At 72.9% G+C, this 24,340-nt stretch carries 20 protein-coding genes and 1 tRNA gene; 12 read left to right on the forward strand and 9 right to left on the reverse strand.

Annotated elements, in window-relative coordinates; genetic code table 11:
- Positions 1-92 precede the first annotated feature (92 nt).
- Positions 93-1,475 carry a class I SAM-dependent methyltransferase gene (locus ACZ6JS_RS17205; RefSeq protein ID WP_469298687.1) on the forward strand — a complete coding sequence of 461 codons (1,383 nt, stop codon included), beginning with the start codon at positions 93-95 and terminating at the stop codon, positions 1,473-1,475.
- Positions 1,476-1,565: 90 nt separating this feature from the next.
- On the opposite strand, the gene ACZ6JS_RS17210 is transcribed toward ACZ6JS_RS17205, so the two are convergent.
- Together ACZ6JS_RS17210 and ACZ6JS_RS17215 are read right to left on the reverse strand one after the other, a co-directional pair.
- Complete coding sequence (locus ACZ6JS_RS17210) at positions 1,566-4,118, reverse strand: ABC transporter permease (protein ID WP_469298689.1); 2,553 nt, start codon at positions 4,116-4,118, stop codon at positions 1,566-1,568.
- A gap of 59 nt (positions 4,119-4,177) precedes the next feature.
- Positions 4,178-4,942: an ABC transporter ATP-binding protein gene (locus ACZ6JS_RS17215; protein ID WP_107051929.1), complete on the reverse strand. Its 765-nt coding sequence runs from the start codon at positions 4,940-4,942 to the stop codon at positions 4,178-4,180.
- Positions 4,943-5,375: 433 nt separating this feature from the next.
- Between ACZ6JS_RS17215 and ACZ6JS_RS17220 the strand changes: the two genes are divergently transcribed.
- A tRNA-Leu gene (locus ACZ6JS_RS17220) sits at positions 5,376-5,457 on the forward strand.
- A 169-nt stretch (positions 5,458-5,626) separates the two neighbouring features.
- Positions 5,627-6,475: a Bax inhibitor-1/YccA family protein gene (locus ACZ6JS_RS17225; protein ID WP_469298691.1), complete on the forward strand. Its 849-nt coding sequence runs from the start codon at positions 5,627-5,629 to the stop codon at positions 6,473-6,475.
- A gap of 119 nt (positions 6,476-6,594) precedes the next feature.
- Here the strand turns inward: ACZ6JS_RS17225 and ACZ6JS_RS17230 are convergent, their stop codons facing one another.
- Positions 6,595-6,825, reverse strand: a complete 231-nt coding sequence (locus tag ACZ6JS_RS17230) for a DUF4287 domain-containing protein (protein ID WP_030846530.1) — start codon at positions 6,823-6,825, stop codon at positions 6,595-6,597.
- A 101-nt stretch (positions 6,826-6,926) separates the two neighbouring features.
- Here ACZ6JS_RS17230 and ACZ6JS_RS17235 point away from each other — a divergent pair, with 101 nt between their 5' ends.
- Positions 6,927-7,271 (forward strand): hypothetical protein, encoded by a 345-nt coding sequence (locus ACZ6JS_RS17235; protein ID WP_469298693.1) that lies wholly within the window; start codon positions 6,927-6,929, stop codon positions 7,269-7,271.
- Here ACZ6JS_RS17235 and ACZ6JS_RS17240 read toward each other — a convergent pair.
- The 3 genes from ACZ6JS_RS17240 to ACZ6JS_RS17250 all read right to left on the reverse strand — a co-directional run bounded on the left by ACZ6JS_RS17240 (position 7,255) and on the right by ACZ6JS_RS17250 (position 11,088).
- Positions 7,255-8,070 (reverse strand): hypothetical protein, encoded by an 816-nt coding sequence (locus ACZ6JS_RS17240; protein WP_469298798.1) that lies wholly within the window; start codon positions 8,068-8,070, stop codon positions 7,255-7,257. The two genes, ACZ6JS_RS17235 and ACZ6JS_RS17240, sit on opposite strands and share 17 nt — an antisense overlap.
- 609 nt (positions 8,071-8,679) lie before the next feature.
- Positions 8,680-9,900 (reverse strand): acetyl-CoA C-acetyltransferase, encoded by a 1,221-nt coding sequence (locus ACZ6JS_RS17245; RefSeq protein WP_469298695.1) that lies wholly within the window; start codon positions 9,898-9,900, stop codon positions 8,680-8,682.
- Between the two features lie 171 nt (positions 9,901-10,071).
- A complete protein-coding gene (locus tag ACZ6JS_RS17250; RefSeq protein ID WP_469298697.1) occupies positions 10,072-11,088 on the reverse strand; it encodes an SGNH/GDSL hydrolase family protein in 1,017 nt (338 codons plus the stop codon).
- Positions 11,089-11,216: 128 nt separating this feature from the next.
- On the opposite strand from ACZ6JS_RS17250, the gene ACZ6JS_RS17255 reads away from it, so the two are divergent.
- On the forward strand, positions 11,217-12,602 hold the full coding sequence (locus ACZ6JS_RS17255) for a cystathionine beta-synthase (RefSeq protein WP_469298800.1): 1,386 nt from the start codon (positions 11,217-11,219) through the stop codon (positions 12,600-12,602).
- A 573-nt stretch (positions 12,603-13,175) separates the two neighbouring features.
- On the opposite strand, the gene ACZ6JS_RS17260 is transcribed toward ACZ6JS_RS17255, so the two are convergent.
- Positions 13,176-13,553, reverse strand: coding sequence for a hypothetical protein (locus ACZ6JS_RS17260; protein ID WP_469298699.1), 378 nt, complete (start codon positions 13,551-13,553; stop codon positions 13,176-13,178).
- A gap of 142 nt (positions 13,554-13,695) precedes the next feature.
- Here ACZ6JS_RS17260 and ACZ6JS_RS17265 point away from each other — a divergent pair, with 142 nt between their 5' ends.
- Positions 13,696-14,538 carry a MurR/RpiR family transcriptional regulator gene (locus ACZ6JS_RS17265; RefSeq protein ID WP_469298700.1) on the forward strand — a complete coding sequence of 281 codons (843 nt, stop codon included), beginning with the start codon at positions 13,696-13,698 and terminating at the stop codon, positions 14,536-14,538.
- A gap of 70 nt (positions 14,539-14,608) precedes the next feature.
- Here ACZ6JS_RS17265 and ACZ6JS_RS17270 read toward each other — a convergent pair whose 3' ends face one another.
- Positions 14,609-15,781, reverse strand: coding sequence for an FAD-dependent oxidoreductase (locus ACZ6JS_RS17270; RefSeq protein WP_469298702.1), 1,173 nt, complete (start codon positions 15,779-15,781; stop codon positions 14,609-14,611).
- Between the two features lie 122 nt (positions 15,782-15,903).
- Here ACZ6JS_RS17270 and ACZ6JS_RS17275 point away from each other — a divergent pair, with 122 nt between their 5' ends.
- Positions 15,904-16,461: a TetR/AcrR family transcriptional regulator gene (locus tag ACZ6JS_RS17275; RefSeq protein WP_469298801.1), complete on the forward strand. Its 558-nt coding sequence runs from the start codon at positions 15,904-15,906 to the stop codon at positions 16,459-16,461.
- Positions 16,462-16,519: 58 nt separating this feature from the next.
- On the opposite strand, the gene ACZ6JS_RS17280 is transcribed toward ACZ6JS_RS17275, so the two are convergent.
- A complete protein-coding gene (locus ACZ6JS_RS17280; protein ID WP_469298704.1) occupies positions 16,520-17,872 on the reverse strand; it encodes a type III PLP-dependent enzyme domain-containing protein in 1,353 nt (450 codons plus the stop codon).
- A gap of 106 nt (positions 17,873-17,978) precedes the next feature.
- Between ACZ6JS_RS17280 and hutU the strand changes: the two genes are divergently transcribed.
- The 5 genes from hutU (at position 17,979) to ACZ6JS_RS17305 (ending at position 24,329) form a co-directional block, all read left to right on the forward strand.
- Positions 17,979-19,643, forward strand: coding sequence for a urocanate hydratase (gene hutU, locus ACZ6JS_RS17285; RefSeq protein ID WP_469298706.1), 1,665 nt, complete (start codon positions 17,979-17,981; stop codon positions 19,641-19,643).
- Between the two features lie 11 nt (positions 19,644-19,654).
- Positions 19,655-20,845, forward strand: a complete 1,191-nt coding sequence (locus ACZ6JS_RS17290; RefSeq protein ID WP_469298803.1) for an allantoate amidohydrolase — start codon at positions 19,655-19,657, stop codon at positions 20,843-20,845.
- Entirely contained in the window at positions 20,836-22,176 is a 1,341-nt protein-coding gene (locus ACZ6JS_RS17295; protein ID WP_469298708.1) for a formimidoylglutamate deiminase, read from the forward strand. Before ACZ6JS_RS17290 ends, ACZ6JS_RS17295 begins: the two co-directional genes overlap by 10 nt.
- Before the next feature lie 175 nt (positions 22,177-22,351).
- On the forward strand, positions 22,352-23,530 hold the full coding sequence (hutI, locus tag ACZ6JS_RS17300; protein ID WP_469298710.1) for an imidazolonepropionase: 1,179 nt from the start codon (positions 22,352-22,354) through the stop codon (positions 23,528-23,530).
- A 112-nt stretch (positions 23,531-23,642) separates the two neighbouring features.
- Entirely contained in the window at positions 23,643-24,329 is a 687-nt protein-coding gene (locus ACZ6JS_RS17305) for an LPXTG cell wall anchor domain-containing protein (protein WP_469298712.1), read from the forward strand.
- Positions 24,330-24,340: the final 11 nt, after the last annotated feature.

Consider the following 24,340-nt stretch of genomic DNA (forward strand, 5'->3'; position numbering starts at 1 on the left):
CCGCCCGCCATCCGTGGTGCGGGCGGCCCCTTCGGCGTACCCGGGGCCGCGGCTGGGTAGAGGGATGGGTCGGAACTTTGTGGAGGTGCGCCATGACCGACGCCGCTCCGCGGCTGGCCGCTCATGCCGAGACCCTGCTCGGCGGCCCCCTGCCCGTGCGCATCCGCGCGTGGGACGGAACCGAGGCCGGGCCGCCCGACGGCCCCGTACTCGTCGTCCGCGGCCGCCGTGCCCTGCGCCGGATCCTGTGGAAGCCCGGCGAACTGGGCCTGGCCCGTGCCTGGGTGGCCGGTGACCTGACCGTCGAGGGCGACCTGTTCGAGCTGCTGGACCGGGTGGCGGGCCTGCTCTGGCAACGGGACCGGGGGCCCGCGCCGGCCCCGTCCGCCTCCCGCCTGGGCGCGCTGCGCCCGCGCCTGCCCCGGCGGGTCTCGGCCGCCGCGGACACCGCCTCGGCCGCCGCCGCCCTGCTGGGCGACGCGGAGGCGCGGAGCGCCGTACGGGACCTCGTCGCCCTGGCCAGGCCGTGGCCGGCGCCCGCGCCGCCCGCGGAGGAGGCGGTTCGGCGCGGCGGCCCCCGGCACACCAAGGGCCGCGACCGGCAGGCCATCAGCCACCACTACGACGTCGGCAACGACTTCTACGAGCGGGTCCTGGGCCCCTCCATGGTGTACTCCTGCGCCTACTGGACCCCCGGCTCCACCCTGGAGGAGGCCCAGCACGACAAGCTCGACCTGGTCTGCCGCAAACTCGCCCTGAAGCCGGGAGACAGGCTCCTCGACGTCGGCTGCGGCTGGGGCTCCATGGCCTTGCACGCGGCCCGCGCGTACGGCGCCCGCGTCACCGGGGTCACGCTCTCGCGCGAACAGGCCGCGTACGCCCGCAAGAAGGTCGCGGACGAGGGCCTGGCCGATCTGGTCGAGATCCGGATCCAGGACTACCGGGACGTCAAGGACGGCCCGTACGACGCCATTTCCTCCATCGGGATGGCCGAACACGTCGGTGCCGAGCGCTACCGCGACTACGCGCGCACCCTGCACGCCCTGCTGCGTCCCGGCGGCCTGCTGCTCAACCACCAGATCGCCCGCCCGCCGGAGGCCGACGAAGGGGCCTACCGGGTGGACGAGTTCATCGACGCGTACGTCTTCCCCGACGGCGAGCTCTCCCCGGTCGGCACCACGGTCGGCGAGCTGGAACGGGTCGGCTTCGAGGTCCGCGACGTGGAGGCGCTGCGCGAGCACTACGCCCTGACGCTGCGGGCCTGGGTGGCGCGGCTGGAGGAGCACTGGGACGAGGCCGTGGCCCTCACCTCCGCCGGCCGGGCCCGGGTCTGGCAGCTCTACATGGCCGCCTCCGCGCTCGCCTTCGAACGGGGCCGCCTCGGGGTCAACCAGGTGCTCGCGGTGCGCTCCGCGGCGCGCGGGGAATCGGGGCTGCCGCTGCGGCTGCGGACCTGGGGCTCCCAGTCGGCGTAATCGTTCCTGCGCGGACGACGGGAAGGGCCCCGGGACGTGTCGTCCCGGGGCCCTTCGGTGTCCGCGGCCGCGGTCCGCGGTCCGTGTTCGCTACTCGGTCTTGATGGCGGTCAGCATGTTCAGGCGGGCGGCGCTGCGGGCCGGCCACATGGCGGCCAGGACGCCGACCACGGCGGCCAACAGGAGGAAGATCCCGATCCGGTCCCACGGGAGGATCAGCTCGTAGCCGGGCATGGCCTTCGCCAGCGTGGAGCCGACGGCCCAGGCGAGGAAGATGCCGATGACGACGCCGAGGGCGGCCCCGAAGAGCGAGATCACCACGGCTTCGAGGCGGATCATGTTCTTGACCCGGCTGCGGTCGAGGCCGATGGCCCGCAGCATGCCGATCTCCTGGGTCCGCTCGAAGACGGACATGGCCAGGGTGTTGACCACGCCGAGCACCGAGATGACCAGGGCCATGCCGAGCAGTCCGTACATGATGTTCAGCATGGTGTTGATCATGCCGCCCATCTCGTTGCGCATGTCCTGCTGGGTGGCGACGGTGATGGCCGGGTTCTTGCCGAGGGCGTCGACGACCTTCTGCTGGGCGGCCTTGGAGGCCCCGCCGTCGACGTTGACGTACACCTCGGGGATGTACATCTCCTCGCTGTGCTCGCTGAGGATCTTGTTGTCGATGACGTAGGGGGAGAGCAGGCCCTCCATGTCCTTGAAGATCGCACCGACCTTGACGGCCGCTTCCTGGCCGTCGTCGTACTTCAGCTTGATCGTGGCGCCGACGGTGAGGTTCTGCTTCTTGGCGGTCTTCTCGGCGACGGCGACGTCGCCCTTGCCGAGGCTGTCGAGCGAGCCGCTGAGGACCTCGACGTTCAGGAGCTGGCCGATGGTGGCGGGGTTGACACCCGAGGCGGCCCGGAAGTCGCCGTCGACCAGGAAGAAGCCGGCCGTCTGCGGGGACACCGCCTTGATGCCGGGGGCCTTGGACAGGGTCTCGGCCACGGACTTGTCGAGGCTGCCCGCGTCGGAGGACATGGAGACCCGGTAGTCGGCCTTCAGCTTCTCGGTGCTCATGCGGTCGACGACCTTGCCGACGGTGATGCCGAGGACGGACAGCGTGGTGACCAGGGTCAGGCCGATCGCCAGGGATGCGGCTGTGACGGCGGTGCGGCGCGGGTTGCGGACCGCGTTCTGGGCGGCCAGCTTGCCGGGGACGCCGAACACCTTCTGCAGCAGCGGGCGGACGGCGCCGATGACCGGCTTCGAGAGCAGCGGCAGCAGCACGATCATGCCGATCAGCATGAAGAACGCTCCGCCGCCCATGGTCATGCGGCCCGTGTCGCCGCCCGTGGACACGCCCAGGAAGACCAGCCCGATGCCGCCGAGGCTGATGATCGACCCGAGGATGTTGCGTACGAGCAGGGACTTCGAGGTGGCCGGCAGGTGGGCGCTGCCCATGGCGGCGACCGGGGCGATCCGGCCGGTGCGCCAGGCCGGCAGCACGGCGGCGACGACGGTGACGACGACGCCGATGACGAGCGCGGCGATCACGGTGCCCGGGGCGATCACGGGGGCGCCGCCCGGCAGCTTCGCGCCGAGGGAGCCGATGACGGAGCGGATCCCGATCGCCAGGCCGATGCCGCCGACCAGGCCGACGGCCGCCGACAGCACGCCGACGACGAGGGCCTCGCTGAGCACCGAGCGCATGACCTGGCCGCGGTTGGCGCCGACGGCGCGCAGCAGGGCCAGCTCCTTGGTGCGCTGGGTGACCAGCATGGTGAAGGTGTTGTAGATCAGGAAGATGCCGACGAAGAGCGAGATGCCCGCGAAGACGAGCAGCATCGTGCTGAGGTTGCTGAGGCCCTTCTCGATCTGCTTGGCCTGCTCCGCGGCGAGCGCCGCGCCGGTCTGGGCCTTGGTCGTCCTGCTGTCGAGCAGCGGCTTGATGTCGGCGAGCAGCTTGTCGGCGGAGGTGCCGTTCTTCGCGGCGACCGACAGCTCCGTGAAGTAGCCGGGCTTGAGGTAGAGCTCCTGGGCGACCTTGGTCTCGAAGAGGACCAGGCTGCCGCCGGCCTGGCCGGCGCCGTCCTCGGTGGTGAAGACGCCGGCGAGGGAGTACTCCTTGACCGGGCCGTTGGTGGCCACGCGGACCTTGTCGCCGACCTTGTAGTTGCCCTTGTCGGCGGTGGCCCGGTCGAGGGCGACCTCGTCGGCCTTGGCCGGCCCGGCGCCCTGGGCGAAGGCGTAGCGCGGGTCCTTGCCGTCCTTGACGGGCGTGAAGTTGGAGCCCTGGTTGGACCAGCCGGCGCCGATCAGCCTGCCGTTCTCGTCGCCCACTCCGGCGAAGCCCGAGACGCGGCCGGAGACGGTGTCGACGCCGGGGAGCGCCTTGATCCTGTCGAGGGTCTGCTGGCCGAGGCCGGCCTCGCCCTCCTTCTCGCCCTGCTCGTTGCGGCCCGGGCCGTACGAGGTGACGGAGACGGCGACGCCCTCGTAGCTCTTGGCGGACTGGCCGGAGAGGGATTTCTTGAGGGTGTCGGTGAAGACGAGGGTGCCGGATACGAAGGCGACGCCGAGGGTGACGGCGAGCACCGTCATCAGCAGCCGGGCCTTGTGCGCGAGGACGTTGCGCAGGGCGGTACGGAACATGGGAGGTCTCAGTCCTGGGGCTGGAAGTCTTGGAGGAAGGGCCGGGGAAGGACTCGGGATCAGCTGGTGCGGCCCTTGGCGTCGAAGGCCTTCATGCGGTCCAGCACGCCGTCGGCGGTGGGGCTGAGCATCTCGTCGACGATCCGGCCGTCGGCCAGGAAGATGACACGGTCGGCGTAGGAGGCCGCCACGGGGTCGTGGGTGACCATCACGACGGTCTGGCCGAGCTCGCGGACGGAATTGCGCAGGAAGCCGAGGACCTCGGCGCCCGAGCGGGAGTCCAGGTTTCCGGTCGGCTCGTCACCGAAGATGATCTCGGGGCGGGAGGCCAGGGCGCGGGCCACTGCCACGCGCTGCTGCTGGCCGCCGGACAGCTGGGTGGGCCGGTGGCCCAGGCGCCCGGAGAGGCCGACCATGTCCACCACGGTGTCCAGCCACTGCCGGTCGGGCTTGCGGCCGGCGATGTCCATGGGGAGCGTGATGTTCTCCAGCGCCGTCAGCGTCGGCAGCAGGTTGAACGCCTGGAAGATGAAGCCGATCTTGTCCCGGCGCAGCTGGGTGAGCTGCTTGTCCTTGAGGGAGCCCAGCTCGGTCTCGCCGATGCGGACGGAGCCCGCGGAGAAGGTGTCCAGGCCGGCGACGCAGTGCATCAGGGTGGACTTGCCGGAGCCCGAGGGGCCCATGATCGCGGTGAACTGTCCCTGGCCGAAGTCCACGGAGACGTTGTCCAGGGCGACCACCTGGGTCTCGCCCTGGCCGTACACCTTGGAGAGGCCGGTGGCTCGGGCGGCCACGGCCTGGGCGGTGTGCGGGGCGTAGTTCATGGTGGTCACGGGACGGCTCCTCGGGCTGTTGTGCGGGGACTCCCTCCATCTTCACCGCGCGCCTACCTGCCGCGGATCAGCCGCCGTGCCTGTTCCCGGGCCCACTCGAGACTGACGGCGGGCGGGCCCGCCTCCTCCTCTGGTATGACAGGAACTCCGGCAGGAGAGGGCGGGAGCCCTGGTCGGCGGGCGGTGGCCCGGGGTGGCGCGGAGGGTGGCGCGCGGGGTGGCGCGGGCCATCGAAATCCCGTCATTCCCGTACAGGTGGTGATCGACGTCCAGAACGGGCCGACCGTGCATTCTGGGGCCTGACGGACCCTCAAGCGCCAATAAAATCAGACAACATCGGATAGGCGGCCGGTCGGCGGCGAGTGTGTTCCGGATAGGCTCGGCGCAGCGTTCAAGGCTTTTTCCACGGGGGCCGCCACGCCCTGCCCGGATGGTGGAATGCAGACACGGCGAGCTTAAACCTCGCTGGCCTTCGGGCCGTGCCGGTTCAAGTCCGGCTCCGGGCACTCCGCAGCTCTGGCGAGGTCCTCCTCGCGGCTGCGGCGGGGCTCCCTCGTTTATCCCCTGCGCTTCGCCATGCCTTCTCCTAAGATCCTCCTCCAGCAGTAGGGTGCTTTCTTTGCGAGCGCATTACTCTTGTTGCAAGGCCGCGCTCGGTGGCCACGGAGGAGTGAGATGAGGAGCAGTAACCCGGTCTTCTCGCGACGGGGGTTCAGCCGCGACAACGGTGGCTACGCGGGCTTTGACGCGCAGCACCAGCAGGCCGGGGCCAACCCGTACGCGACGAACCCCTACGCGACCGACCCGGCCACGGGTATGCCGCAGGCGCCGGCGCGCACCAATGCGATGACCATGGACGACGTCGTGAGCCGTACGGCCATGACGCTCGGCACGCTCATCGTGACGGCGACCCTCTCCTGGGTGCTGCTGCCGGTCGACCCGGCGAACCTCGGCACGTCGTACGCCATCGGCATCGGCGCCGCCCTGGTCGCGTTCGTCTTCGCGATGATCCAGTCCTTCAAGAGCAAGCCCGTCCCGGGCCTGATCCTGGCCTACTCGGCGTTCGAGGGTGTCTTCCTCGGCGTCATCAGCGCGGCCGTCAGCACCTACCTCGGCCCCGGCGTGGTCATGCAGGCCGTGATGGGCACGATGTGCGTCTTCGCCGCCGTGCTCTTCGCGTACAAGATGCGCTGGATCCGCGTCACCCGCCGTTTCTACGGCTTCGTGATGGCCGCCACCCTCGGCTTCATCCTGCTCATGCTCGTGAACTCGCTGTTCGCGGTCTTCGGCGGCGGTGACGGCCTCGGCTTCCGCAGCGGCGGCCTCGGCCTGCTGTTCGGCGCCATCGGTGTCATCCTCGGCGCCTGCTTCCTCGCCCTCGACTTCAAGCAGGTCGAGGACGGCATCACCTACGGTGCCCCGCGCGAGGAGGCCTGGCTGGCGGCCTTCGCCCTCACCATGACCCTGGTGTGGATCTACGTCGAGATGCTGCGCATCTTCTCGATCCTCTCGGGCGACGACTAGCAGCACCTGCGGGCCGCCCGGCCCGCGCGGTGCGGCACACGGCACGGGGAAGGCCCCGCGAGCGACAGCTCGCGGGGCCTTCCCGCGCGTGGAGGGACTCACGGGGTCGGGGGAGGGGGTCAGCCGAACCGGCGTGCGGCTCTGCGCAGGTCGTACTCGTGGATGATCGCCTTGGCCTGGCCGTACGACAGTTCGTGCGCGCCGCGGAGCCAGCTGACCTTCTCCTCGAACCGGACGAGGGAGGGGCCTTCGTCGACGGTGCGGAGCCAGTCGGAAACCTCACGACCGGTGGTCCGGGGGATTCTGTCGATCATGTTGCGGTGGGTCTGCTCGGAGAACTCTACGGACATGGGCGCCTCCGGAAGGTTTGCCGTGCTGTTCTCTTCACGCCACCGTGCCGGAGAGTTCGCCCGTTGGCAATGGTGCCCGGGCGGCGCGTAGGGTCGGCCGGGTGCTTGATACTTCGCCTCTGAGCGCCGCCGTGGAACGTTTCGCCGACCGGCTGCGGGCCGCCCCGCAGAGCCGCCTCCAGCAGGGAGCGGCCGCCGTGGCACTGGAGCTCGCCCGCGATCTCTCCGTAAGGGCGCAGCGGCTGGAAGCGCCCGGGAAGGCGCCGCGGGAGGTACCGGACGCGGGCATCTTCGTCGTCGGGGACCAGGTGGCGGTGGCCGGGCTGGACCTCGCCGAGGCCCTGCGCGGCCGGTCGGGCGCTCCGGACGGCGCGAAGGCCCCGTCCGAGATGCTGGACGAGGCCGTTCGGCTGGTGGAGCAGGCGGAGATCAGAGCGACGCGATGACGCGGTCCGCGAGGATGTAGACGTTGCTGTCGGGGTCCTCCGAGTCGCCGCAGGAGAAGGTCAGGGCGTAGGCGCCGGAGATCCCCGAGCCGCCGAGCAGGACCGGGGCGGTGCCCGAGCGCAGTGCCTCGGCGAGGCGCTCAGCTGTCTCCCGGTGCCCCGGGGTCATGCACAGCGTCGTGCCGTCGGTGAAGACGTACACGTCGAGCGTGCCCAGCGGGCCGGGCCGGACGTCCGCGAGGGCCGTACGGGCCTCGGCGAGCTCCTCCAGGCGGTTCACGGTGCGCTCGTGGTCGGCGCCGGGGTGCGAGGCCTGTACCGGTACGAAGTCGGGGTGCGAGGGGTGGCGCCGGCGGGCGGCGGCCAGCTCGGCCGAGTCCTCCGGGTACCCGGGCAGCTCGTCCAGCACCTCCTCGCCCATGACCGGCTCCAGGCCCACCAGGTCGGCCTGCCGCGGCAGGAAGACCGGGCTGTCCTCGCCGAGCCCGGGCAGGCCGCCCAGCAGCGAAGGGGCGTCGGCGGCGTCGCGGGCCTCCTGCGCGGCCCAGAAGGCGCGCGCCTCGGCCAGCTCCCGCTCGCGCTCCTCGGCCAGGGCCTCGGCCACGGCGGCTCGTATCTCCGCGGCGGGGGACTCGGCGGCGTTGCGGGCGTGGGGGACGGTCGTGCCGCGGGCGTGGACCGGCACTGCCAGCTCACTGCGCAGGGCGGCGACCTGCTTGCGCAGACCGTGGACGGCGTGCAGAGCAGCAGCGCCCACGGCCGTGGCAGCGGCCGTGGTCAGCAGCAGGGCAAGAGACATGGCGCTCACTGACTAACTCCTGAGGTGATTCGATCCCCCGACTTCCTACATCAGAGTGTCCCGGCCTGGGAATGGCGTGCAGTGCATTACGTCACGAAATGGACAGGTCTTTCGTCACACCCTGCACCTCTGGGCAGGTTCTGACCTGCATAAACACCGATCCCCCAGGACATAGGTCACATCCTGGGGGAGATTCGGTCACAGGTAGGCCGCGACGGGATTAGAACCGGCGTCAGTACGGGCTGCGGAACCCGGCGCGCTCCAAGGGGCGTCTGGCCCCGGCCATGATCCAGTAGTCGGCATCCTACTTTCGGCTACGTACGGGCGGGGATCCGGCGCCTACGAGCCGCCTCGGCCCAGCCGCCCTTTCCGGTGGTCGCGCTGCCGCCTCGCCACCGCTGCGGGCAGGTGCCGGCCCTCGCCGCGTGGCGGGTCGGCACACCCGTACGGGCCGGGCCGACCCCTGCCCTCCGCTACGGCTCAGCTCAGCCGCCCTCTTTCCCGGTCGCGCTGCGCCTCGCCACCGCTGCGGGGCAGGTGCCGGCCCTCGCCGCGTGGCGGGGCGGCACACCCGTACGGGCCGGGCCGACCCCTGCCCTCCGCTACGGCTCAGCTCAGCCGCTCGATGACCATTGCCATGCCCTGGCCGCCGCCCACGCACATCGTCTCGAGGCCGAACTGCTTGTCGTGGAACTGCAGGCTGTTGATCAGCGTGCCGGTCAGACGGGCGCCGGTCATCCCGAAGGGGTGACCCACGGCGATGGCCCCGCCGTTGACGTTCAGCTTCTCGAGGGGGATCTCCAGATCCCGGTACGAGGGGATGACCTGGGCCGCGAAGGCCTCGTTGATCTCGAACAGGTCGATGTCGCCGACCGTCAGGCCGGCCCGCTTCAGGGCCTGCTTCGACGCCTCGACCGGGCCCAGGCCCATGATCTCCGGGGAGAGGCCGGTGACGCCGGTGGAGACGATCCGGGCCAGCGGGGTCAGGCCCAGCTCGCGTGCCTTGGTGTCGCTCATGATGACCAGCGCGGCGGCGCCGTCGTTCAGCGGGCAGCAGTTGCCGGCCGTCACCAGGCCGTCGGGGCGGAAGACGGGCTTGAGGCCCTGCACGCCCTCCAGGGTCACACCGGCGCGGGGGCCGTCGTCGGTGGAGACGACCGTGCCGTCAGGGGTGGTGATCGGGGTGATCTCGCGGGCCCAGAAGCCGTTCTTGATGGCCTCCTCGGCCAGGTTCTGGGAGCGGACGCCGAACTCGTCCATGTCCTGGCGGGTGACGCCCTTGAGTCGGGCCAGGTTCTCCGCGGTCTGCCCCATCGAGATGTACGCGTCGGGCACGAGGCCGTCCTCGCGCGGGTCGTGCCAGGACGAGCCCACACTCTCGGCGACGGCCGCCGTACGGGCCTCCGCGTCGGCGAAGAGCGGGTTGTGGGTGTCCGGCCAGGAGTCCGAGTTGCCCTTCGCGAAGCGTGACACCGTCTCCACGCCCGCGGAGATGAACACGTCGCCCTCGCCCGCCTTGATGGCGTGCAGGGCCATCCGCGAGGTCTGCAGCGAGGAGGAGCAGTAGCGGGTGATGGTCGTGCCCGGCAGGAAGTCCATGCCCATCTGCACGGCCACGATGCGGGCCAGGTTGTTGCCCTGCTCGCCGCCCGGCAGGCCGCAGCCCAGCATCAGGTCGTCGATCTCGCGCGGGTCCAGCTCGGGGACCTTCGCGAGGGCGGTCTGGATGATCGTCGCGGTCAGGTCGTCCGGGCGGACGTCCTTGAGGGATCCCTTGAAGGCGCGCCCGATGGGAGAGCGGGCGGTGGAAACGATGACGGCTTCGGGCATCGGGACTCCAAGGGGTGCGTCGTTGCGGGACCGGATGCGAAGTTACCGCCCCGTACGGTCGAGGTCACCGGCCTGGGGGTGTGATGCCGGTCGCTCCCACCGGCCCGGCCGGCCGGGGGCCACACCCCAAGGGTGCGCCACCCCGGCCGTGAGCCGCACGGACCCGCGCGGCTACGGGGCGAGCCCCGCCGCGTCCGGGGCCGCGGGGGCCGGGTCCTCGCCCGACACCCGCCGCCGCCGGCGGTGCTTGAGCAGGACCCAGGGGCCGCGGGCCGCCGTGACCTCCGTACCCGCCTGGCCCGCCGCCGCCGACGCGGCCTTCGCCACCGGCAGCATGTCCTCGTCCCGCGACACGTCCAGCCGGTCCGACTCCGGCCACAGGCCCAGCGCGGCGCACAGCGTCGGCAGCACGGCCATGGCGGCCGTCGCGTACCCCTCCGCCGACGGGTGGTAGGAGTCCGGGCCGAACATCTCGCGCGGGTTCGCGGCGAACTCGGGACCCAGCAGGTCGCCCATCGAGACCGTACGGGCGCCCAGTGCGACCACCCCTATCGTCTGCGCGGCGGCCAGCTGCCGTGACACGCGGCGTGCGAGCCAGCGCAGCGGCTGGTACACCGGCTCGATCGTGCCCAGGTCCGGGCAGGTGCCCACGACGACCTCGGAGCCCGCCAGGCGCAGCCGGCGCACGGCCGACGTCAGCAGCCGCACCGACTGGGTCGGCGGCATCCGGCGCGTCACATCGTTCGCGCCGATCATGATCACGCAGACGTCGGGCGCGGGCGCGTCCCGGTCCAGCAGCAGCCCCACCTGGCGGTCCAGGTCGTCCGACATGGCACCCGAGAGGGCCACGTTGCGCAGCTCCACCGGCCGCTCCGCGACCGCCGCGAGCCCCGAGGCGAGCAGCGCCGCCGGAGTCTGCCGGGCCCGGCGCACCCCGAGGCCGGCGGCCGTGGAGTCGCCCAGCATGCCCAGCCGCAGCGGGCCCGGGCTCTGCTCCGGGCCGCCGAACTCGCTCCCGTACAGCCCGTCCGCGCGCGGCGGCTCGCCCAGCCCGGTGCCCACCGTGCGCTTGGCGAACTGCACCTCCGCCAGTACCAGCCCGACCGCGGCGGCCCCGACGAGTCCGAGGCCGCCTCCGCCGTACGCTGCCCCCGCCGCGATCCGGCGGGCTGTTCTCGCCCTCGACATCCTTCAGGCCACCTCCTCGCGTCTCACTGACCCCTACCTGCCCCGTACGAGCGGTCGGTCAATCCCTTTCCGCATACCCTGGCCGGACCTCCCGGAGAACCCGTGGAGTCCCCTCCTTGGAGAACATGGTGCAATTCCACGACTCGATGATCAGCCTCGTCGGCAACACCCCGCTGGTGAAGCTCAACCGTGTGACCGAAGGCCTGCAGGCCACCGTCCTTGCGAAGGTCGAGTACTTCAATCCCGGTGGATCCGTGAAGGACCGGATCGCCGTACGGATGATCGAGGCCGCCGAGCAGAGCGGAGCCCTCAAGCCCGGTGGCACCATCGTGGAGCCGACCAGCGGCAACACGGGTGTAGGACTCGCCATCGTGGCCCAGCAGAAGGGCTACAAGTGCATCTTCGTCTGCCCTGACAAGGTGTCCATGGACAAGATCAACGTGCTGCGCGCGTACGGCGCCGACGTGGTCGTCTGCCCGACCGCCGTCGACCCGGAGCACCCGGACTCGTACTACAACGTGTCCGACCGCCTCGTGCGCGAGACGCCCGGTGCCTGGAAGCCCGATCAGTACAGCAACCCGAACAACCCCCGGTCGCACTACGAGACCACCGGTCCGGAGCTGTGGGAGCAGACGGACGGGAAGATCACCCACTTCGTCGCCGGCGTCGGCACGGGCGGCACGATCTCCGGGACCGGCAACTACCTCAAGGAGGTCAGCGGCGGGAAGGTCAAGGTCATCGGCGCCGACCCCGAGGGCTCGGTCTACTCCGGCGGCTCCGGCCGCCCCTACCTCGTCGAGGGCGTCGGCGAGGACTTCTGGCCGACCGCCTACGACCCGAACGTCACCGACGAGATCATCGCGGTGTCCGACAAGGACTCCTTCCAGATGACGCGCCGGCTGGCGAAGGAGGAGGGCCTCCTCGTCGGCGGTTCCTGCGGCATGGCCGTCGTGGCGGCGCTGAAGGCCGCCGAGGGCCTCGGCCCGGACGACGTCGTCGTCGTCCTGCTGCCGGACAGCGGCCGCGGCTACATGAGCAAGATCTTCAGCGACGAGTGGATGGCGGGACACGGCTTCCTGGAGGAGGCCGGGCCGTCCGCCCGCATCGGCGACGTGCTGGCCGACAAGGAGGGCGGCATCCCCTCCCTCGTCCACATGCACCCCGAGGAGACCGTCGGCGAGGCCATCGAGGTGCTGCGCGAGTACGGCGTCTCCCAGATGCCGATCGTCAAGCCCGGCGCCGGCCACCCCGACGTCATGGCCGCCGAGGTCATCGGCTCCGTGGTCGAGAAGGAACTGCTCGCGGCGCTGTTCGCGCAGCGCGCCTCGCTCTCCGACCCGCTGGAGAAGCACATGAGTTCGCCGCTGCCGCAGGTCGGCTCCGGCGAGCCGGTGTCCGAGCTGATGACGGTGCTCGGCGAGGCCGACGCGGCGATCGTGCTGGTCGAGGGCAAGCCCACCGGTGTGGTGAGCCGCCAGGACCTCCTCGCCTTCCTGGCGAAGACCGCGAAGTAGCCCGCCGCCCGCCCGGGGACGGGGCGCGGGCCCACGGCCCGCCGCCCGGCCCCGGGCACCCGCGTTTTCCGGCCGTCGCGCAAACGGTACGGGCCGGACACGTGACAGCAGCACGGCCTTAACACGGCTCCGGCACAGTGGTGGTTGTCGGCAGGGAGCCCGGGAGACCGGACCAGGCCGGCACCACCGACGGTGTTCGCACACCTCCGGAGCGGCTCCCGGACACGCGAACGCCACGGACGCGGACGGCCCTGACCCGGCCGTGTCCACCGCGGGGACCGCCGTCGTCCCGCCCCTCGCCCGCGAGGGTGCGGCGGTCCCCGCGCACATCCCCGTGCTCCGGGCTCGGTCCGCCTCATGCCGGCTCGCTCCGCCTCCGGGCGCCTCGTGCCGGATCGTGACGGCGTACGTGCCCGACACCGGCTCGCGCCTCCGCGTCCGCCCCGAGCGCTCGACCGCATTCCCCGGCGCGCCCCTTCGGTTCACCCGCCGCAGATCCGGCGCGGCGGCGGCCTCGGGCGCGGGGCCCGCTTCACAGCCCCGCGGAGGCGCGACGCACCCCGGGCGTGACGGTCAGCCGACGGAATCCGGCCGGGCGCGCCGCAGACGGGCCGCGTGGATGAGGTTCACCCCCACGATCCCGGCCCAGGCCACTACCAGCCCCTTGAAGCCCGCCTGTGTGGAGGCGATGGCCGACAGGGGGACCGCCAGGACAAGGGTGATGATGGCGAAGCCGAAGCGTTCGCCGAAGTTCCCGTCGGCCGCGCCGGCGTACGGGCTCTCGCCGCGGGCCGCGGCCAGGCGTTCCTCGGCGAGCCGGCGCCGGACCTGGGTGTCGACCTTCTCGACGAACGATTCCACCAGCGCGGCCTCGTACTCCGGGCCCAGATCCCGCCGGGCCTTCAGTGTCGCGTCGAATTCCTTCTTCAGCTCTTGGGTGTGCGCGTCCATGCCCCCACCGTAGGAAGCGACGCAGGCTCGGGCACTGGGGCCAGCCCCCGTATCCGCATCGCGGGCACCGGCTTGCCCCGCTGCATAACCGCATGCAGAGTGCTCCGTGACTGAATAGGACACCGGGACGGAGGGGGACGGCATGAGCGACAGCCCGGCGGCGCGGCTCCAGGCGCTGTTCGAGGGGCACCGGCTGACGCCGACCCAGCGGCGGATCGCGCACTGCATGGTGCGCGGGGCGGCGGAGGTGCCGTTCCTGTCGAGCGTCGAGCTCGCCGAGCTGGCCGGGGTGAGCCAGCCGTCGGTGACCCGGTTCGCCGTGGCGCTCGGCTTCGACGGCTATCCCGCGCTGCGCAAGCACCTGCGCGAGGTGGCTCCGGCCGAGCGGGCCGCCGCGGTCCGGGAGGACTCGTACAACGAGTACCAGCAGGCGGTCCTGGGCGAGATCGAGAACCTGCGGCAGCTCGCGGAGATGCTCGCCGACCCCGCGCCGGTCGAGGAGGCGGGGCGGCTGCTCGCCGCCTCGACCCCGCTGCCGGTGCTCGGGCTGCGGGCGGCTTCCTCGCAGGCGCGCGGCTTCGCGTACTTCGCCGCCAAGGTCCATCCGGACGTACGGCTCCTCGACGAGGGCGGCTCGATGATGGAGGACCGCATCGACGCGGCCCTCTACGAGGGCGCCACCGCCTTGCTGTGCTTCGCGCTGCCCCGGCACCCCCGGGAGGTCGTGGACACCCTCGAGCGCGCCCGGAAGGCCGGCCTGACCGTGGTGACGGTCGCGGACTCCGCCTTCGCCCCCGTGGCCCGCCACTCGGACCTCCTGATCCCCGCCCCGGTCGGCACCGGCCTCGCCTTCGACACGGCCTGCGCGCCGATGCTGCTGGGCCGGGTGCTGCTGGAGGCGATGGCGGACGCCCTCCCGGACGCGCAGGCCCGTCTGGAGGCCTTCGACACCCGGGCGGCGGCCCGCGGGCTCTTCGTGGAGTGACGCCGCCGACCCGCGCCGTGTCGTGCGGGGCGGGCCGGACGCCGCGGGTTCGGCCCGCTCCCCAGGAGACCTAGCGGTAGTCGAGCTCCGCCAGCTCGGTGGCGAGGCGCATGCGCAACGCCGGGATGCGGGCGAGGACGGGCAGCAGGGTGTTGCGCACGGCGCGGAGCGCCGGCTTCCGGGTGGTCGCGACCCGGGTCATCCGGTCGGTGAGGGCCACCACGCGCAGGGCGACGGGGCGGCGGGCGGCCTCGTAGCCGTCGAGGTCGCCGGCGGCCAGGGCGCGGCCGAGGGCGTAGCCGTCCTGGATGCCGGTGTTCATGCCCTGCCCGCCGGCCGGGCTGTGCACGTGGGCGGCGTCCCCGGCGAGCAGGAGGCGGCCGGCGCGGTAGCGGTCGGCGACGCGGTGGTGGACCCGGAACCGGGAGGACCAGACGAGCTCGCGGACGGCCGCCTGGCCCGGTACGCGTTCGTCCAGCAGGCCCCGGACGAAGGCGAGGTCAGGTTCGGCGGGCGCTTCGGCGACGGTGGCGACGATCCGGTAGCGCCCGGAGGCGCCGGGGGTGTCCCCGGGCAGCGGGGCGATCACCATGAGCCCGGCGGCGCCGAAGACGAGGGACACCTCGCGCGGGCCCGGGGTCCAGTCCATGACCACGTCGGCCAGGACGAAGGACTCGCCGTACGCGCCGCCCTCGAAGGCGATGCCGGCGGCGGTGCGGACCGCGCTGTGCATCCCGTCGGCGCCCACGACGTGCGTGGCGCGCAGGGTCTCGCCGGTGGCCGTGGTGAGGGTGGCCCCGTCCGCGTCCTGGACGACGCCGGTTACCTCGTACGGGCGGTGGACGTCGCCGCCGAGCGCCCGCAGGCGGCCCAGGAGGACGGCCTCGGTCTCGTACTGGGGGACCATCAGCGCGTACGGGTGGGCCGTGGGAAGGCGGTCGAAGTCCACGGCCGCGAGCGGGCGGGCGCCGTCGCGGATCCGGAACCGGGAGACGGGGACGCCGCGGCCGACGAGGTCGGCGGTCAGTGCGCCGCTCGGGTCGAGCTCGTCGAGGACCTCCAGGGTGCGGGCGTGGACGACGGCGGCGCGGGAGGTGTTGGCGCCCTCGGCCTGCCGGTCGAGGAGCACGAAGTCGATGCCGGCCACCGCCAGGGTCACGGCGAGGGCGAGGCCGGTGGGGCCGGCGCCGACGACGGCGACCTCGGTGCGGGCGGGAAGCGGGAGTGCGGCGGTGCTGGTCATGGAGACCTCCTCCGGCGTGCCAACGTTTGTTGGCCAACGACTGTTGACATCAGGATGCGCCCGCCCCGCGGCCGTGTCAACAGTTGTGGGCACACGTTCGTTGGCCTACGGTTGTTGGCATGATGACGGAACGACGTTCATCCGACCGGACCAGGGCCGTGATCCTGCGCGCCGCGCGCGAGCGGTTCGCCGCCCAGGGCTACGAGCGCACGACGATCCGGGCGGTCGCCGCGGACGCGGCGATCGATCCGTCGATGGTCATGCGGTACTTCGGCAGCAAGGAGCAGCTCTTCGACGCCGCCCTGACGGTCGACCTTCGCCTGCCCGACCTGGGCGCCGTGCCGGCCGGGGAGGTTCCCGCCGCCCTCGTGCGCCACTTCGTGGAGCGGTGGGAGGGCGATCCGGCCGACGACGCCCTGCTGGTGCTGCTGCGCTCCGCGGTCACCAACGAGCAGGCCGCGGACCGGATGCGGGAGGTGTTCGCGGCCCAGGTCGCCCCGGCACTGGCGGCGGCCCTCGGCCCCGAGCGGGCGGCCCGCGCGGCCGGCCTGGTCTCCACCCAGCTGCTGGGCCTGGCCCTGACCCGGTACCTGCTGCGGCTGCCCGCGGTCACCGCGCTGAGCCCGGACGACCTGGTGGCGGGCCTGGCCCCGGCGCTGGCGGCCACCCTGGCCGACTGAGCCCGGACGGGCGCGGCGGTCCGCAGCGGCGGCCCGCGGGGCAACGCGCGGCGGCGCGCTACAGCAGCGCGTCCCCGAAGGCGCCGCCCGCCTCCGCCACGATGTCCGCGGCGGACTGCGCGGGCCGGGCAAGGCTGAAGCGGACGCGGCCCCGCGGGGTCACCGCGAAGCCGTGCACCGCCGGGCGCGGCAGGCTGTTGTAGCCGTAGTGGGCCGTGAAGAAGTACGCGCCGGTGTCCGGTACGCCGATCAGGTCGCCGGGGGCGAGCAGCGGCAGTTCCCGGGCCGTGGCGAGCAGGTCCCCCGCGAAGCAGGCGGGGCCGGCAACGTCCTGGGCCACCGGGTAGCCGGCCTTGGGGGCGCCCTGCGCGTCGTACGGCAGGATCCGCACCGGCCAGGCCGCCGGCGCGTAGGCGGTGCGCGTCGCCAGCTGGACCCCGGCGTGCGTGAGCGCGATCGGCCGGGAGCCGCTGTTCTTGGTGTACTCGACCCGGGCCAGCACCAAGCCGTGCTTGGCCAGCAGCGACCGGCCGAACTCGGTGACCAGGCCGTACGAGCCGTCGAAGAGCGCCGGGACCGCCTCGCGCAGGGCGGACACGTACCGGGCGTAGGTCGGGGCCGCCTCGTCGGAGGCGAAGTTGACCGGCAGCCCGCCGCCGATGTCGAGGGTGTCGATCCGGCGCCGCCCGGCCGCGGCGTTGACCTCCTCGGCCAGGGCGTGCAGCGCCCGTACGCCCTGCGCGATCAGCTCCAGGGGGACGCCCTGCGAGCCCGAGTGGATGTGCAGCCGGGTCAGCCACGGCCGGTCCAGGAAGGCCCGTACGAGCCACTCGCGCGCCCCGGGGTCGCGCAGGGCGACGCCGAACTTCGAGGTGGACGTCGCCGTGGACAGCGCGTCGATGGCGCCCGCGCCCGTCTGCGGGTTGATCCGGACCCCGATCGGGGACGCGGTGGGCCCCGCGGCGACGAGGGCGTCGAGGCGCTCCAGCTCCTGGCGGTTGTCCGCGTTCACGGCGATGCCCAGCGCGAGCGCCTCGCGCAGTTCGGCCGTCGTCTTGGCGGGGGAGTCCAGGACGGTCCGGGCCGCGGGCACCCCGGCGGCGCGGGCCAGCGCCAGCTCGCCGGGGCTGGCGACCTCGCAGCCGAGCCCGGCGTCCGCGAGCAGCCGCAACACCGGCACCAGCGGGGCGGCCTTCACGGCGAAGGCGTGCAGGACGGGCGTGCCGGGCGCCAGGGCGTCCGCGAAGGCCGAGGTCAGGGCCGCGGCGGAGGCCCGGATCCCGTCGGTGTCCAGCAGGCAGACCAGGGGCTGCGAAGTTTCCGCCCCGCCCACCAGCCCCTGCTCGACGGCGGCCCGTACGACCAGATCCCGGCGCGCGGCGGCGCCCTCGCCCTCCGTGTCTGCGGCCATGTCCGCCATCCCACCATCCGACGGGGCCGCCCGCAGCTGTTGACTGAATCTATTCAGAGCGCGAGTATGTGAATGGAATTAACAACATCGGAGGAGGCACCCCGCCATGTCAGGACCCCGCCCCGTACGCGCCGCGCGCGGCACCGAGCTCAGCGCCCTGGGATGGCAGCAGGAGGCCGCCCTGCGGATGCTCCAGAACAACCTCGACCCCGAGGTCGCCGAGCACCCCGACAAGCTCGTCGTCTACGGCGGCACCGGCAAGGCCGCGCGCGACTGGCGCTCGTACGACGCCATGGTCCGCACCCTGCAGACCCTCAAGCAGGACGAGACGATGCTCGTCCAGTCCGGCCGCCCCGTCGGCGTGATGCAGACCCACGAGTGGGCGCCGCGCGTCCTGCTCGCCAACTCCAACCTGGTCGGCGACTGGGCCAACTGGGAGGAGTTCCGCCGCCTGGAGCACCTCGGCCTGACCATGTACGGCCAGATGACCGCCGGCTCGTGGATCTACATCGGCACGCAGGGCATCCTCCAGGGCACCTACGAGACCTTCGCCGCCGTCGCCGCGAAGAAGTTCGGCGGCACCCTGGCCGGCACGATCACCCTCACCGCCGGCCTCGGCGGCATGGGCGGCGCCCAGCCCCTGGCCGTCACGATGAACGACGGCGTCGCGATCTGCATCGACGTCGACCCGCGCGCCATCGACCGCCGCATCGAGCACCGCTACCTGGACGTCAAGGCCGACAACCTGCGCCACGCCCTCCAGCTGGCAGTCGAGGCCCGCGACGCCCGCAGGCCGCTCTCCATCGGCCTCCTCGGCAACGCCGCCGAGCTGCTCCCGCAGATGCTCGCCGAGGGCGCCCCGATCGACATCGTGACCGACCAGACCTCGGCCCACGACCCGCTCGCGTACCTGCCCGTCGGCGTCGACTTCGACGACATGGCCTCCTCCGCGGCCAAGGACCCGGCCGGCTTCACCACCCGGGCCCGCGAGTCCATGGCCAGGCACGTCGAGGCCATGGTCGGCTTCATGGACGCCGGCGCCGAGGTCTTCGACTACGGCAACTCCATCCGCGGCGAGGCCCAGCTGGCCGGCTACGACCGCGCCTTCGCCTTCCCCGGCTTCGTCCCGGCCTACATCCGCCCGCTCTTCTGCGAGGGCAAGGGCCCCTTCCGCTGGGCCGCCCTGTCCGGCGAGGCCTCCGACATCCACAAGACCGACAAGGCGATGCTCGAACTCTTCCCGGAGAACGAGTCCCTGCACCGCTGGATCAAGATGGCCGGCGAGCGCGTCCACTTCCAGGGCCTGCCCGCGCGCATCTGCTGGCTCGGCTACGGCGAGCGCGACAAGGCCGGCGAGCGCTTCAACGAGATGGTGGCCGACGGCACCCTGGCCGCGCCCCTGGCGATCGGCCGCGACCACCTCGACTGCGGCTCGGTGGCCTCCCCGTACCGCGAGACCGAGGCCATGCTCGACGGATCCGACGCCATCGCCGACTGGCCGCTGCTCAACGCCATGGTCAACGTCGCCTCCGGCGCCTCCTGGGTCTCCATCCACCACGGCGGCGGCGTCGGCATGGGCCGCTCCATCCACGCGGGCCAGGTCACCGTCGCCGACGGCACCGCGCTGGCCGGCGAGAAGATCCGCCGCGTGCTCACCAACGACCCGGGGATGGGCGTCATCCGCCACGTCGACGCCGGCTACGACATCGCCGAGACGGTCGCCGACGAGCGCGGCGTCCGCGTCCCGATGCGCGAGGGCGACTCGGCGTGACCTTCCACCAGATGTGGGCCGAGCTCGCGCCCGTCGGACGCAACGCCGACACCGGCGGCTACCGCCGCTATGCCTGGAGCGGGGCGGACGCCGACTGCCGGACCTGGTTCCAGGAGCAGGCCGAGGCGCGCGGGCTCACGTACGAGACCGACCGCAACGGCAACCAGTGGGCCTGGCTCGGCGACCCCCTCGCCGGGGACGCCGTGGTCACCGGCTCGCACCTGGACTCCGTCCCCGACGGCGGGGCCTTCGACGGCCCCCTCGGCGTGGTGTCGTCCTTCGCGGCCCTGGACGAACTCCGCAGGAGGGGCGCGGAGTTCTCCAGGCCGCTGGCCATCACCAACTTCGGTGACGAGGAGGGCGCCCGCTTCGGGCTCGCCTGCGTCGGCTCCCGGCTCACCGCCGGCCAGCTGACGAAGGAGAAGGCCCACGAGCTGCGCGACGCCGACGGCGTCAGCCTGCCGCAGGCCATGGAGGCCGCCGGATACGACCCCGAGGCCATCGGGGCCGACCCCGAACGGCTCGACCGCATCGGCGCCTTCGTCGAGCTGCACGTCGAACAGGGCCGCGCCCTGGACCTGTCCGGGGACCGGGTCGGCATCGCCTCGGCGATCTGGCCGCACGGCCGCTGGCGGTTCGACTTCCGCGGTGAGGCCAACCACGCCGGCACCACCCGCCTGGTGGACCGGCGCGACCCGATGCTGACGTACGCGGCGACCGTGCTGGCCGCCCGCAGCGAAGCGGCCCTCGCCGGGGCCGTCGCCACCTTCGGGAAGATCTCCGTCGAGCCCAACGGGGTCAACGCCATCCCGTCGCTCGTGCGCGGCTGGCTCGACTCGCGCGCCGCCGACCAGGCCACCCTCGACACCGTCGTCACCGCCATCGAGAAGGCCGCCCGCGAGCGCGCCGAGCAGGACGGCATCGACCTCGGGATCGTCCGGGAGTCCTTCACCCCGGTCGTCGAGTTCGAGCACGCCCTGCGCGACGAGATGAACCGGATCCTGGGCGGGTCCGTCCCCGTCCTCGGCACGGGGGCGGGACACGACGCCGGAATCCTCTCCGCCGCCGTCCCGACCGCGATGCTGTTCGTACGCAACCCGACCGGCGTCTCCCACTCCCCGCGGGAGTTCGCCGCCGAGGACGACTGCGTCGCCGGCGTCCTCGCCCTCGCCGACGTACTGGAAGGCCTGGCATGTCGCTGACGACGTACTGGCTGGAGCACGCCTGGCTCGGCACCCACGTCGAGCCGGGCGTCGCCCTGGAGGCCGACTCCGAAGGACGCATCGCCGTCCTGCGCACCGGCGTCGAGACGCCGCCGCCCGGCGCGGAGCCGCTGCGGGGCCTGACGGTCCCGGGCCTCGCCAACGCGCACAGCCACGCCTTCCACCGGGCCCTGCGCGGCGTCGTCCAGATCGGTTCCGGCACCTTCTGGACCTGGCGCGAGCTCATGTACGAGGTCGCCCAGAACCTCACTCCCGACAGCTACTTCGCCCTCGCCCGCGCCGTGTACGCCGAGATGGCGCTGGCCGGCATCACCAACGTCGGGGAGTTCCACTACGTCCACCACGCGCCCGGCGGAACCCCGTACGCCGAGCCCAACGCCATGGGCGAGGCCCTGATCGAGGCGGCCGCCGCGGCCGGCATCCGCATCACCCTCCTCGACACCGCCTACCTCTCCTCCGGGTTCGGTGAGGCGCCGAACGCCCACCAGCAGCGCTTCTCCGACGGCACCGCGGACGCCTGGGCCGAACGCGTCAGCGCCCTGAAGCCCCGCGGGCACGCCCTGATCGGGGCGGCCGTCCACTCGGTGCGGGCCGTGCCCGCGGACCAGCTGGCCACCGTGGCCGACTGGGCCGAGGAGCGCCGGGTGCCGCTGCACGTCCACCTGTCCGAGCAGACCGCCGAGAACGACGCCTGCCAGGCCGCCCACGGCCGCACCCCGAGCCAGCTGCTGGCCGACCACGGGGTGCTCGGCCCGCGCACCACCGGCGTCCACAACACGCACCTCACGGACGCGGACATCGCCCTGCTCGGGGCAACCGGCACCGGCACCTGCATGTGCCCCACCACCGAACGCGACCTCGCCGACGGCATCGGCCCGGCCACCCGGCTCCGGCGGGCGGGCAGCCCGCTCTCCCTGGGCAGCGACAGCCACGCGGTCATCGACCTGCTCGAAGAGGCCCGCGCGATGGAGCTGAACGAGCGCCTGCGCAGCCGTACGCGGGGCCACTGGACGGCCAACGCGCTGCTCACCGCGGCCACCGGCGACGGGCACGCGGCCCTGGGGCTGCCCGACGCGGGCCGCCTGGAGGCGGGTGCGCTCGCGGACTTCACCACGCTCGCCCTGGACTCCGTCCGCACGGCCGGTCCGCTGCCGCGGCTCGGCGCCGAGACGGCCGTCTTCGCCGCGACGTCCGCCGACATCCGCCACACGGTGGTCGGCGGCCGCCACATCGTCCGCGACGGCCACCACACCCTGGTCGAGAACGTCCCGTCCGCCCTGTCCGAAGCGATCGCGGCCCTCCGCGCCTGACGTCGCCCGCCCCCGTCCCGCCCTTCCGTCGTCCCCCGGGGCTCCGCCCGGACCCGCACCCCGACCGCCGGCGACGCTGGATCCTCAGTCCGTCCGGCGTCCGAGGACCGGGTCCGGGCGGATCCCGGTTCGGGAAGGGACGGGCTGGGGACGAGCAAGCCCTGAGAGGAACCCAGTGACCACCACGGCCATCACCAACATCGGCAGCCTCGTCACCAACGACCCGTCCGTCGGCGACGGCAGCCCCCTCGGGCTGATCGAGAACGCCGCCGTCGTCATCGACGACGACCAGGTCGTGTGGGTCGGCCCCGCCGCCAAGGCCCCGGCCGCGGAGGGGAGCTTCGACGCGCAGGGCCGGGCCGTCATCCCCGGCTTCGTCGACTCGCACTCCCACCTCGTCTTCGCGGGCGACCGCACCCAGGAGTTCAACGCCCGGATGTCCGGCCGCGCCTACTCCGCCGGCGGCATCCGCACCACTGTCGCCGCCACCCGCGCCGCCTCAGACGCACAGCTGGAGGCGAACCTCGTCCGCCACCTCGACGAGGCCCGCCGCCAGGGCACCACCACCTTCGAGACCAAGTCCGGCTACGGCCTCACCGTCGCCGACGAGGCCCGCGCCCTGCGCATCGCCGCCGCGCACACCGAAGAGGTCACCTACCTCGGCGCGCACATCGTCTCCCCCGACTACGCCGAGGACCCCGCCGGCTACGTCGACCTCGTCACCGGCGAGATGCTCGCGGCCTGCGCCCCGTACGCCCGCTGGGTCGACGTCTTCTGCGAGAAGGGCGCCTTCGACGGCGACCAGGCCCGCGCGATCCTCACCGCCGGCGCCGCCGCCGGGCTGATCCCGCGCGTCCACGCCAACCAGCTCTCCCACGGCCCCGGCGTGCAGCTCGCCGTGGAGCTGGAGGCCGCCTCCGCCGACCACTGCACCCACCTCACCGACGCCGACATCGACGCCCTGGCCCAGGCGGCGGACACCACGGTCGCCACCCTGCTGCCCGGCGCGGAGTTCTCCACCCGGGCCCAGTGGCCGGACGCCCGCCGCCTGATCGACGCGGGCGCGACCGTCGCGCTGTCCACGGACTGCAACCCCGGCTCCTCCTACACGAGCTCCATGCCGTTCTGCATCGCGCTCGCCGTCCGGGACATGCGGATGACCCCCGACGAGGCCCTCTGGGCGGCCACCGCCGGCGGCGCCCGCGCCCTGCGCCGTGCGGACATCGGCGTCCTGACCCCGGGAGCCCGCGCCGACCTGGCCCTGCTGGACGCCCCCAGCCATGTCCACCTGGCCTACCGGCCGGGCGTACCGCTCGTTTCCGCGGTGTGGCAGAGGGGCGTCCGCGCCCACTGACGAACGGTCGATCGGGCCTGTCCTTTGTCTTCCCTCCGTAAGGCCCCGGGCGTACCTTGAGCCACCGATCTGATGTGTCGTCAGGTGTTCGTGGCCCGAGGGGAAGACGAAGGTGTCCGACCGCAAACGCTCCACCGCGCTCGCGCTGGCCTCCGCGCTGGCCGGATCGGCGGTGCTGCTCACCGCCCCGACAGCCCACGCCGCCGTCGTCGACGTGGCCTACGACTGCAAGACCCCCATCGGGGACAAGTCGGCGGTGTCGCCCATCGACATCAAGGCCGTCAAGGAGGGCGACGGCTACAAGCTGACGATGTCGTTCCAGAAGGGGGTCTCGTCCAGCCCCATCGAGCTCGGCAAGGGGGCCATGAGCCCCAGCGCCGTCATCGTCGTCGGCGGAGCCGAGAAGGCGACCGTGGCGGTCTCCGGCCCGTCCAACCCCGAGGCCGTCCCGCCCGACACCCCCATCAGGATCACCGACCTGTCGGGTGCCTACACGCCCAAGAAGAGCGGCAAGGTCACCTTCACCGCGGGCGTGCTCACCATCAAGGCGATGGGCACCACGACCACCTGCACCCCCGGCAACAACCCCGGGCCCTCCCTGGAGCTGGACGTCACCGCCCCGGGCGGGGCAGGCGGGGCCGGCGGCGGTGACGACGGCGACCCGCCGCCCGACACCCTCCCGCAGACCGGCCCCGCCGACTCCGCCCTCGCCCTCGGCACCCTCGGCGGCACCGTGATGCTCACCGGCGCGGCCGGCGTGCTCTGGCTGACCCGGCGCGGCCGACGGGCCCGGTCCTGAACGGAGCAACC

Source organism: Streptomyces sp. NPDC046349 (assembly GCF_055587885.1).

Excerpts from the sequence above, each read along its gene's own strand:
- ACZ6JS_RS17205 (WP_469298687.1), top strand. The coding sequence starts at position 93 with ATGACCGACGCCGCTCCGCGGCTGGCCGCTCATGCCGAGACCCTGCTC.
- ACZ6JS_RS17210 (WP_469298689.1), bottom strand. The coding sequence starts at position 4,118 with ATGTTCCGTACCGCCCTGCGCAACGTCCTCGCGCACAAGGCCCGGCTG.
- ACZ6JS_RS17215 (WP_107051929.1), bottom strand. The coding sequence starts at position 4,942 with ATGAACTACGCCCCGCACACCGCCCAGGCCGTGGCCGCCCGAGCCACC.
- ACZ6JS_RS17225 (WP_469298691.1), top strand. The coding sequence starts at position 5,627 with ATGAGGAGCAGTAACCCGGTCTTCTCGCGACGGGGGTTCAGCCGCGAC.
- ACZ6JS_RS17230 (WP_030846530.1), bottom strand. The coding sequence starts at position 6,825 with ATGTCCGTAGAGTTCTCCGAGCAGACCCACCGCAACATGATCGACAGA.
- ACZ6JS_RS17240 (WP_469298798.1), bottom strand. The coding sequence starts at position 8,070 with ATGTCTCTTGCCCTGCTGCTGACCACGGCCGCTGCCACGGCCGTGGGC.
- ACZ6JS_RS17245 (WP_469298695.1), bottom strand. The coding sequence starts at position 9,900 with ATGCCCGAAGCCGTCATCGTTTCCACCGCCCGCTCTCCCATCGGGCGC.
- ACZ6JS_RS17250 (WP_469298697.1), bottom strand. The coding sequence starts at position 11,088 with ATGTCGAGGGCGAGAACAGCCCGCCGGATCGCGGCGGGGGCAGCGTAC.
- ACZ6JS_RS17260 (WP_469298699.1), bottom strand. The coding sequence starts at position 13,553 with ATGGACGCGCACACCCAAGAGCTGAAGAAGGAATTCGACGCGACACTG.
- ACZ6JS_RS17265 (WP_469298700.1), top strand. The coding sequence starts at position 13,696 with ATGAGCGACAGCCCGGCGGCGCGGCTCCAGGCGCTGTTCGAGGGGCAC.
- ACZ6JS_RS17270 (WP_469298702.1), bottom strand. The coding sequence starts at position 15,781 with ATGACCAGCACCGCCGCACTCCCGCTTCCCGCCCGCACCGAGGTCGCC.
- ACZ6JS_RS17275 (WP_469298801.1), top strand. The coding sequence starts at position 15,904 with ATGACGGAACGACGTTCATCCGACCGGACCAGGGCCGTGATCCTGCGC.
- ACZ6JS_RS17280 (WP_469298704.1), bottom strand. The coding sequence starts at position 17,872 with ATGGCCGCAGACACGGAGGGCGAGGGCGCCGCCGCGCGCCGGGATCTG.
- hutU (WP_469298706.1), top strand. The coding sequence starts at position 17,979 with ATGTCAGGACCCCGCCCCGTACGCGCCGCGCGCGGCACCGAGCTCAGC.
- ACZ6JS_RS17290 (WP_469298803.1), top strand. The coding sequence starts at position 19,655 with ATGTGGGCCGAGCTCGCGCCCGTCGGACGCAACGCCGACACCGGCGGC.
- ACZ6JS_RS17295 (WP_469298708.1), top strand. The coding sequence starts at position 20,836 with ATGTCGCTGACGACGTACTGGCTGGAGCACGCCTGGCTCGGCACCCAC.